The sequence below is a fragment of the Geoalkalibacter sp. genome (assembly GCF_030604225.1).
In the GTDB taxonomy this organism is placed as follows: domain Bacteria; phylum Desulfobacterota; class Desulfuromonadia; order Desulfuromonadales; family Geoalkalibacteraceae; genus Geoalkalibacter.
The window spans coordinates 1-9,215 of record NZ_JAUVWH010000124.1 but is presented as its reverse complement, the minus strand read 5'-3'; the positions used below and the strand labels follow the sequence as shown (position 1 = coordinate 9,215).

Here is a 9,215-nt window from a genome sequence, read left to right as displayed (position 1 = left end):
TGGCGTTGTCGGCGTTCTGGCGGATGTTGGCCGCCATCTGCTCCATGGAACTCGACGCCTCCTCGGCGGCCGCCGCCTGCTCCGTGGCGCCCTGGCTCATCTCCTCGCTGCTGGCGGAGAGCTGCTGGGAGCCCGAAGCCACGTTGTCGGCGGACCCACGCACATCGGACACCACCTCGCGCAGTTTTTCCACCATGCCGTTCAGGGCCGAGGCCAACTGGCCGATCTCGTCCTTCTGGTCGATGGCGAGCTGCTGGCTGAGATCGCCGGCGGCGACGGTTTCGGCGAACTTGACGCCCTGGATGATGGGGCGGGTGATGATGCGCGTCAAAATAAAGCCCAGGGCGAGGGCCAGAATCACCCCGATCACCGCGCCGCCCAGGGCCAGGGTCTCGGCCTGGACCGCGTCCTGATGGGCCGCGCTTACCGCTTGAGCGGCCACCTCTTCGTTGATGTGAATGATTTTCTCCAGCAGCGCCATGGCCTCATCGTGGCGCAGGCGCGTGGGCCCCATGGCCTGGCTTTCCATGGCCGTGTAGAGTTCCTCGGCGCGGGCCGCCTCGGCCAGCAAGCGCTCGAATCTGGCGAAAGTACCTTCCGCACCCGGGATAATGACCGCTCTCAAGACCTCTTCCGCGCCGCGTGCATCCCCCGCCTCGACCAGGGCCTTGGCCTGGGCGATGCCCTGGTGGAAGGGGCCGTGGTTGTCGTTGACCCCGGCGAGGATCTCGCGGATCAGGGGATTGTCGCTCTGGAATCGCGCCAGCCAGCGACCGAAATTGCAGGCCGTGTGGTCGGTGCCGCCGTCGAACACCTTGCCCTCGCGCAGCATGGTCATGACCCGCCCCATGAGCTGGTGATGGTCGGCGCGAAACTGCTGAAGGTCGGCGCGCAGCTGCACGGGGTTGAGCACCCCCGTGCCTTCAAGCTCTCGCGCCATGCGGAAAAATTCGTCGTTCTGGCGACGAAATTCCTCCCAGGTCGGGACAAACTGACGCCAGAGCACCTCTTCCTCGGCCGTTTGGGGCAGCGGCGCGTAGACATCCATGGCTTTCTGGTTGCGCTTCTGCGCCCGGTCGACGTTGGCGAATTGCCGCTTGCGATCCTCGTCCTGCAAGCGGGGATTGAGCAGGGTGCGCTGCGCCATGAGAATCTGCTCGGTGCCGGCTTCCATCTCCAGAAGGCTCTGGACGCTGGGCAGCCGAACCGCTCCGACCTCGGTGAGATGACCATCAAGGCTATCCACCCCGCGCCAGCCGATGATTCCGACGGCCAGGGTGATGAGCGCCACCAGAACGAATCCGCAGGTGAGTTTGACCCCCAACTTCAAATTTTTCATGGCTTTTCCCCTTTACCAATCCCTCTTGTTAACTGCCCTCACACGGCCTTATGACCTCACTGCTTGCGCCAAATCCTCGCCCCCCGCGACGCTCGCCAGTTCCTCACCGGAAAACACGCGGTCGATATCGAGAATGATGATGAACTGCTCGTCGCGCTTGCCCATGCCCTTGATGAACTCGGTGCGCAGGCGCGTGCCGATGCGCGGCGCCGGTTCGATCTGGGCGGGATCGAGATCGAGCACTTCCTCGACCTGGTCGGCAAGGGCGCCGAGCACGGTGGTTTCACCCTCCAGGTTGATCTCGACGATGATGATGCAAGTGTTGACGGTCTGCGGCGTGGGCGCCATGCCGAACTTGACGCGCAGATCGACCACCGGCACCACCCCGCCGCGCACGTTGATCACGCCGCGCATGAAATCGGGCGTCTTGGGCACGCGGGTGATGGCGGTGTAGTCGAGCACCTCGCGCACCTTGGCGATACCCAGGGCGAAAATCTCCCGATCGAGTTTGAAGGTCAGGTATTGGTTGGTTTCATTCTGGTTGTCCGCGCTCACCGTCGCACCCCCTATTGTCCGTTGTCCGTTGTCCGTTGCCCTCGTCCCGCGCCACGGCCCTTAACCATGCGTTGCCACTTTTTCCTCGGCTTCCGCGCCCTGAAGGAGCTGGGGCACGTCGAGAATCAGCGCCACGCTGCCGTCGCCGAGGATGGTGGCGCCGGAGATGCCCTGGACGTCGCGGTACATGCGTCCCAGGGACTTGATCACCGTCTGGTGCTCGCCGATGACGTGATCGACGACGAAGCCCACGCGTTGCCCGCCGAGGCTGGTGATGACCACCTGCTCGATGGGCGGACGCGCGCCCTCCATGGCAAACCAGCGGCGCAGGGGCAGATAGGGCACCAGCTGATCGCGCACCCGCACCAGGTTGCGCCCGTGGGCGGCGGCGACATCGCCCTCGGTGAGCTCGATGCATTCCTCCACCAGGGAGAGGGGCAAGACGAAACGATCCTTGCCGATGGCCACCAGCAGGCTCTCGATGATCGCCAGAGTGAGGGGAATGCGCACGCGGATGGTGGTGCCCCGGCCCTTTTCGCTGTGGATGTCGATGGTGCCGCGCAGCGCGTCGATGGCGCGGCGCACCACGTCCATGCCCACGCCGCGTCCCGAGACGCTGGTCACGGTTTGGGCGGTGGAAAAGCCGGCGGCGAAGATGAGCAGGAAGAGGTCGTGGTCCGAGGGCTCGTCCTGCTCGCCGAGCAGGCCCTTTTCAATAGCCTTGCGACGAATGGCGTCGCGGTCGAGCCCCTTGCCGTCGTCGCGGATCTCGATGACCACGCTGTCGCCGGAGTGGATGGCGGAGAGATGGATGGTGCCCTGGCGCGGCTTGCCCGCCACTTGGCGCACCTCGGGCATCTCGATGCCGTGGTCGATGCTGTTGCGGATGATGTGCACCAGGGGATCGTTGAGGCGCTCGATGACGGTCTTGTCGAGTTCCGTCTCGGCCCCGGCGGTCTCCAGCTCGATGTCCTTGCCCAGCTCCCGCGAGAGGTCGCGCACCAGGCGCTTGAACTTGCTGAAGGTGGTGCCGATGGGCAGCATGCGGATGTTGAGGGTCAGGTCGCGCAGTTCCTCCACCAGGCGCTCGACTTCCTCGGCCACGGCGGTCAGCACCGCGTCCTCGCGGCCGGCGGCGGTCTGGGACAGGCGCGACTGCACGGTGACCAGCTCGCCCACCAGATCAACCAGCTTGTCGAGGCGCTCGGCGGGCACCCGCAGGCTGGAGGCGGCATCGGCGGCCGGGCGATTCTGACGCTGTTTCTCCAGGGCCTGCTGCTCGGCCAGGGCCGCGGCCACCTGGCCGGGCTTGACCAGGCCGTCCTCCACCAGCACTTCGCCCAGGCGCTTGCGCTCGGTCAGCACCCGCTCCAGATCGGCGGCGCTCAGGTCGCCGCGTTCAACGAGGATTTCGCCGAGCAACTTGCGGCTGTCGCCGTCGTCCAGACAGCCGCCGTCATCGATGGATGCGAGGGTCATTTCGCAATCATCCTCGACGAAGATGAACACGTCGCGGATGGCGTTGGCATCGGCCGTGGTGGTGAGAATCACATCCCAGTAGAGATAGCAGACCTCGGGATGGAGATCGTCGATGGGGGGAATGAGATCGGTCTGCGCCACCACCCGCGCCTCGCCCAGCTCGCAGAGCTCGCGCAGCAGGGCAAGGGGATTGGTGCCGTTGGCGAAGATGTCGTGGGCCGGCCGAAAACGAATGCGCCAGGTGCGCGTCGCCGCCCCCTCGGCCGCGGCCGGGGCTGGGATCGCCGCCGGAGACGCTTCCGCGGGGGCCGCCTGGGGCAAAAAGGCGCGAAATGCGCCGACCAGGTGGGCGGTCCGGGAACGATCGACCTCCAGGTGCCCGCCCGCCGCGTCGAGCATCGCCTTGATCTGGTCGCGTGCCAGCAGGCACAGGTCGACCATCTCCTTGGTCACCAGGATCTCGTCGTTGCGCACCAGATCGAAGACCGTCTCGATCTCGTGGGTGAAGGCGGAAATCTCGTCGAAGCCGAACATGGCCCCCGAACCCTTGATGGTGTGCATGGCGCGAAACACACGGCCGATGACATCCTTGTCCCGGGGGTTGTCCTCCAGTTCGAGCAGGGAGGTTTCCAGTTCGGCGAGCAGCTCGTAGGCTTCCTCGCGAAAGGCGTCGTTGGGTCGTTCCCTCATGGCGGCAGGCCCCTCTTATCCTCAGGTTGCATTGCGCGACATTACAGCCAGAGACAGTTCTTGCGGTCGTTGGACAGGGGACAGGCTTCGTGGCGCCGCAGCCCGGCCAGACGCAGGATCTCGGGCCAGGGCCCGACATCCAGTCCCGTCACCAGCACCTGGCGCCCGCGCGCCACCCCGGTGCGATGCACGGCGCACAGGCCTTGCAGTCCGGCGACGTCGACCTCGCCCACTTCGGCCGCGTCCAGGGTCAGCACCGCGCAGTCCTCAAGGGCCGCCATCAGCGCCAGGCGCAATTCGGCGGCCTCGGCCACGGTCAGGGAGGATCCCAGGTGCAGGCGCCCGCAGCGGCGGCCGTCCACCTCGCCGCTCTCGACATAATCAAACGCGCTCATGGCGACACTCCTCAAGGCAACACCTTTTTCACCACGCCGATCAGCTTCTGCGGGTCGAAGGGCTTGACCAGCCAGCCCGTGGCCCCCGCCGCCTTGCCCTTGGTCTTGAAGGCCTCGCCGGCCTCGGTGGTGAGCATGAGGATGGGCGTGAACTTGTACTTGGGGTGGGCGCGCAGCTTTTGCGTCAGGGTGATGCCGTCCATGCGCGGCATGTTGAGGTCGGTGATGATCAGATTGAAATTGCCGCTGCCGGCCAGCTCAAAGGCCGCCTGGCCGTCGGCGGCCTCGGTCACCTGATAGCCGGCCCCTTTCAGGGTAAAGGACACCATCTGCAGGATGGAGCGTGAATCGTCGACGGCGAGAATGTGTTTGCTCATGATGCAACCCTCCAAAAAACGGTTCTTCCGTGGGGGCGACCCGCGGGGTCGCCCAGGGCGAGGCAATGCCTCGCCCCTACAGGGACGGTGAATCGGCGCTAGAACAGCTCGATGTCGCCTTCGTCCATGCTCTTCTGCGACACGGGATTGTGACTGGCTTTTTCGAGCAGGCGGCTGGCTTCTTCCAGGGCCGCCTTGAATTCGTCGAGGCGCAACTGGCAGTCGTCGCTCACATCCTCGCCGCGCGCGCGATGATCGAGGGAGAGCACCGCCAGCCCGCCCAGCAGGCTTTCGAGATTTTCGACGCGGCTGTTCACCGTGCCGATGACCTGGGTCGCCATGTCCTGGAATTGCAGGGAGGTCACGGCATGGCGCACCTCGGTGGCGACCCGCTCGGAAGTCTCGGAAATCTCGCGCCCGGATTTCTCGACGCTGCGGTTGAACTCGCGGGTCTTGTCCATGAGCTCATCCACCCGCTGCTTGGCGCTGCCGGTGACGATCTGATCCTGGGACGCCATGCGGCCGATGACCTGCTCCACCTCGGCCAGGGCCTGGGAGATACCCGCCACCGAGGCGCCGATCTGATCACTGAAACGGTTGGAGCGGATGGAGAGGTTGCGCACTTCCTCGGCCACCACGGCGAACCCCTTGCCCGCCTGCCCGGCGCGCGCCGCCTCGACGGCGGCATTGATGGCCAGCAGATTGGTCTGGTCGGCGATTTTCTTCACCTCGCCGAGCAGCCCGAGGACTTTTTGGAACTGGGCGCTGGTTTCGCCCATGGACTGGGTCATGGAGCGCGCCAGCTCGGAGTTGCGCCCGATGGCCTCGGCGAAGGTCTTGAGCACCCCGTCGATTTCGCCGAGAAAGGTCTCAAAGCTCAGGCCCGCGCCCTGCCCCGCCCCGCCCTTGCCCGCCAGGCCCAGGGCGATTTCCTGCTGGCGGCGGGTCTGCTCCTCAAGGCCGGTGAAGCTGTTGATCAGCTTCTCGATGGCATCGGCGAGCAGGGTGCGCACCTGGCCGTTTTCCGTCTTGATGTTGGCGAACTGGCCGTTGAACTGATGGGCGAGAAACTCAAAAAGGGATTTGGTGCGCTGGGTCAGCTCGGCCAGGTTGCGGTTGGTTTTTTCCCACTGGACGCGCTCGCGCCGCCGCAACCGATGCAGGGCCCCGCCCAGCAATCCGCCCCAGGCCAGGGCCGTGGCGGCGACCAGGGCAAGACTCGCCCAACCGGCCCCCAAAAACCCCAGGACTGCGAGCCCCAGCACCGTCAACAGACTCGCGGCAAGCGCGGCGAGAACCACCGGATCAAAATTCTTCCACCCTGTCGTCATTTTCGTCCCTCCCTCGCCTCGCGAGGACTGCAAAAAAGAAAGTCGCGCCGCGTCGAACATACCGACGCCCCCTATTTCTTAACTTAAATTCATTTACAAAGCAACATTTATTTAAATTAATTTCATGGCTAATTTTCGCCTTGCGCATCGGGACCTGCGCCCCAGGGACTACCCGTTCAAGGAGATGACAAAACGATCCTGCGGAGAGAGGGCAAATCTAGTGTCCCGTGTGGTTAGTCATGTCAAATAATTCTGAGATATTTTTGGTGCTGTCAAGGCGTCGCCAACGCAGGCCTAGCAGGGCGCTAAGTCAAGTTGGCGCAACGCAGGCAGCGCCAAAAATAGCCGGAATTTGAAGACAGGACTAGCCGCACGGGACACAAGAGGGAAAGGAATCAGGACGCCGAGGCGGAGGACAACTGGCCTTCCTGGGCCAGGGGCAGGGTGAAGAACACCGTGGTGCCCTCGCCGAGGGCGCTTTCGATCCAGACCCGGCCGCCATGGGCTTCGACGATGTGCTTGACGATGGACATGCCCAGGCCGGTGCCGGCGATGGCGATGTTGGAGGAATCGGCGCGATAAAACTTCTCGAAGACCCGGGCGCTCTGCTCCGGCGACATGCCGATGCCCCAGTCGCGTACTTGAACTTCATAGAAATCCCCGGAAACTCGGCCGCTGACGGCCACCCGGCGCTGCGCGGAGGAATATTTGACGGCGTTGGACAGCAGGTTTTCCATGATTTGCGCGCCCTTGCGCCGATCGACGAACAGGCCGAGGGCGGCCGGCTGCAAGTCCAGGTCAAAAACGAAGGCGGGATGATTGAGGCGATAATCACGGATTACCGGCAGGAAGACGCTCTCCGGCGCGCAGGCATCCTCGTTGAGTTCGAGCTCGCGCCCCGCCTCGATGCGGCTCAGATCGAGCAGATCATCGACGATGGCGGCCAGGGCGTCGGCCTTCTCGAAGATGTAGGTCAGAAACTCCCGGCGCTGCTCGGGGGTGAAATCGTCGCGGCTGAGCAGCAACTCGGAAAAACCCAGCACCGTGGCCAGGGGCGTGCGGAATTCATGGGCGACCGTCGAGATGAACTCGCTCTTCATGCGGTCGATCATGCGTGCCTGGGTGACGTCCTCCATGAGCACCAGCACCCCGGAATGACCATTTTCGGGCCGCCGGATGGCCGAGATCCGCGACTGGATGATACGCCGCGCCCCCTGGGAATCAAAATGCTCGAAATCGAACACCCCCTCCGTCTGGTTATCGGCCAGGGCCTGGCGCAGGCTGGGCAGCAGGGCCGAGCCGGCGAACAGCGCTTCGATGCGTTGGCCGCCCTCGGCCCGCTCCCCGAGCCCGAACATTTCGCGCGCCCGTTCGTTGATGAGCAGCACCCGGCCCCCGTCATCGACCACCAGCAGACCATCGGCCACCGAGCGCAGGATGGCGTCGATGCGCTCCCCGCTTTCCTGGGCGTCGCGCAAGGCATTCCGCAACTCGGCGGTGCGCTGCGCGACCCGTTTTTCCAACTCGTCGCGCGCCTCGCGCAGGGACTCCTCCACCCGGCGGCGCTCGGCCATTTCGTGCTCCAGATGGTCGTTGGCCTGGCGGGTGAGCTCGAATTCATCGACCAGCCGCCCCTGAACCTCGGCCAATTGGCGAGCCGCGCGGCCCAGCATCACCCAGGAAAAGGCGAAGAGCACGCCGCCCAGAACCAGGGTCAGGCCGCCGCCGACGAGCATCGAGCGGTTGAACAGGGCGAGTTTTTCCGTGACGTCGAGCATGACGAGCACATCGCCGACATCGGTTCCGCTGACATCGGTCAGCGGCAGCAAACGCCCGCGCAGCGTGCGCCCGGCAACCTCCATTTCGAAGGGCAAATCCAAATGGCGTTGATGGTCGATGGCGAGGGCTTCCGCGAACCCCGCCGGGGTTTGCGGAAGGGAGCCGTCGAGCAGCACATGCTCGGGGAAATTATCCCAGTCGGCGGCCAATCCGCGCTGGGCCATGTAGTCCTCCCAGCGCTCGCGGTCGAGAAACCGCTTTTCCAGGGCGACCAGGTACTCGATGCCGACCCGTTCGCGCAGTCGCGCCAGGAACAGGTCGACATCCTCCCCGGTCTCGATGTAGCCGATCAGGTCGCCGGCGGCGTCCCAGGGCAGGACCACGCGCAAGGTGAAGGTGCCCAGGGGACCGAGCTCCAGGCCCGCGGTCAGCGCCTGCCGCGCCGCGACCTCGCGCAAGGTTTGGCGGGTGATGAAATCGCCGAAGAATTCGGGTTTGTGGACCCGCAGGAAATTATGCCGGTCGCTCTGATGAAAATAGAGATGGGAGATGCCGAGGGGCTGGAGAACCTCCGCGAACAGCGGCTCGGAATACTCCAGCAGCAGGTCGCGCCGCCCCTCGACCATGGCCGCTTGCAGATGGGGATCGCGGGCGATGAGCTCGGCCGCCATGCTCAGCTGCCGGATGCGCTCCCCGCGCAGCTCGCGGGAGAGGACCTGCACCGCCTCGTAATGCTGGTCGAGGGCTTCGTCGACTTCCTGGAGTTTGATCTGGTAGATGCTGAACAAAAAGGTGGCGAGCAGCATCAGCAGGGTGAGGGTCAAGGGCAGCAGAATTTGTCGGCGGATGCTGTTGGCGCTCATGGAAGCCCTTGACCGATGGGGGAAGAATCACCAGGAAAGTAAAAAACGTTAATTGTGCAAGATTAGTCTCAAACCGTTCCCCGTGTCAACGCCCAACCGCCCCGGCCGCCGTCCCTGACCGCGGCCGCAAAAAGAAGGGGCGGGCTCCCCTTGCGGAGGCCCGCCCCGTTACAATCCAGAGAAAATGTCGTGCCGTCAATGACTTTTCTCGGCGTGATGGTCGTCCACCTTTTCCCAGCCCGTCCACATGGGCTTGAAGTAGGCGAAGAAGGTCTGACCGAGGGTCGCCAGGTAGACGTGGGTGAAGAGAAACGCCGTCAGACCGCAGGCCAGCAGGAAATGCGCGCCAACCACGAATTTCACGCCGCCCAGCAACATCACCAGCTGGCGCAGGGGGCCGATGTTGA

At 64.5% G+C, this 9,215-nt stretch carries 7 protein-coding genes and 1 pseudogene; all 8 read right to left on the bottom strand.

Annotated features, from left to right (window positions below; all coding sequences use genetic code 11):
* Nucleotides 1–1,339, bottom strand: a 1,339-nt coding sequence (locus tag QAT43_RS12315; protein WP_305043379.1) for a methyl-accepting chemotaxis protein, incomplete at its 3' end; no start/stop codon positions are given.
* A gap of 48 nt (nucleotides 1,340–1,387) precedes the next feature.
* Nucleotides 1,388–1,894, bottom strand: coding sequence for a chemotaxis protein CheW (locus QAT43_RS12310; RefSeq protein WP_305043378.1), 507 nt, complete (start codon nucleotides 1,892–1,894; stop codon nucleotides 1,388–1,390).
* 60 nt (nucleotides 1,895–1,954) lie between these two features.
* Nucleotides 1,955–4,063: a chemotaxis protein CheA gene (locus tag QAT43_RS12305; RefSeq protein WP_305043377.1), complete on the bottom strand. Its 2,109-nt coding sequence runs from the start codon at nucleotides 4,061–4,063 to the stop codon at nucleotides 1,955–1,957.
* Nucleotides 4,064–4,104: 41 nt separating this feature from the next.
* Nucleotides 4,105–4,458, bottom strand: coding sequence for an STAS domain-containing protein (locus QAT43_RS12300; protein ID WP_305043376.1), 354 nt, complete (start codon nucleotides 4,456–4,458; stop codon nucleotides 4,105–4,107).
* A gap of 11 nt (nucleotides 4,459–4,469) precedes the next feature.
* A complete protein-coding gene (locus QAT43_RS12295) occupies nucleotides 4,470–4,835 on the bottom strand; it encodes a response regulator (protein ID WP_305043375.1) in 366 nt (121 codons plus the stop codon).
* Between the two features lie 98 nt (nucleotides 4,836–4,933).
* Nucleotides 4,934–6,166, bottom strand: coding sequence for a methyl-accepting chemotaxis protein (locus QAT43_RS12290; protein WP_305043374.1), 1,233 nt, complete (start codon nucleotides 6,164–6,166; stop codon nucleotides 4,934–4,936).
* 395 nt (nucleotides 6,167–6,561) lie between these two features.
* Nucleotides 6,562–8,808, bottom strand: a complete 2,247-nt coding sequence (locus QAT43_RS12285) for an ATP-binding protein (RefSeq protein ID WP_305043373.1) — start codon at nucleotides 8,806–8,808, stop codon at nucleotides 6,562–6,564.
* Nucleotides 8,809–9,003: 195 nt separating this feature from the next.
* Nucleotides 9,004–9,215 (bottom strand): annotated as a pseudogene (locus tag QAT43_RS12280) (cytochrome b/b6 domain-containing protein); the annotation flags it as partial.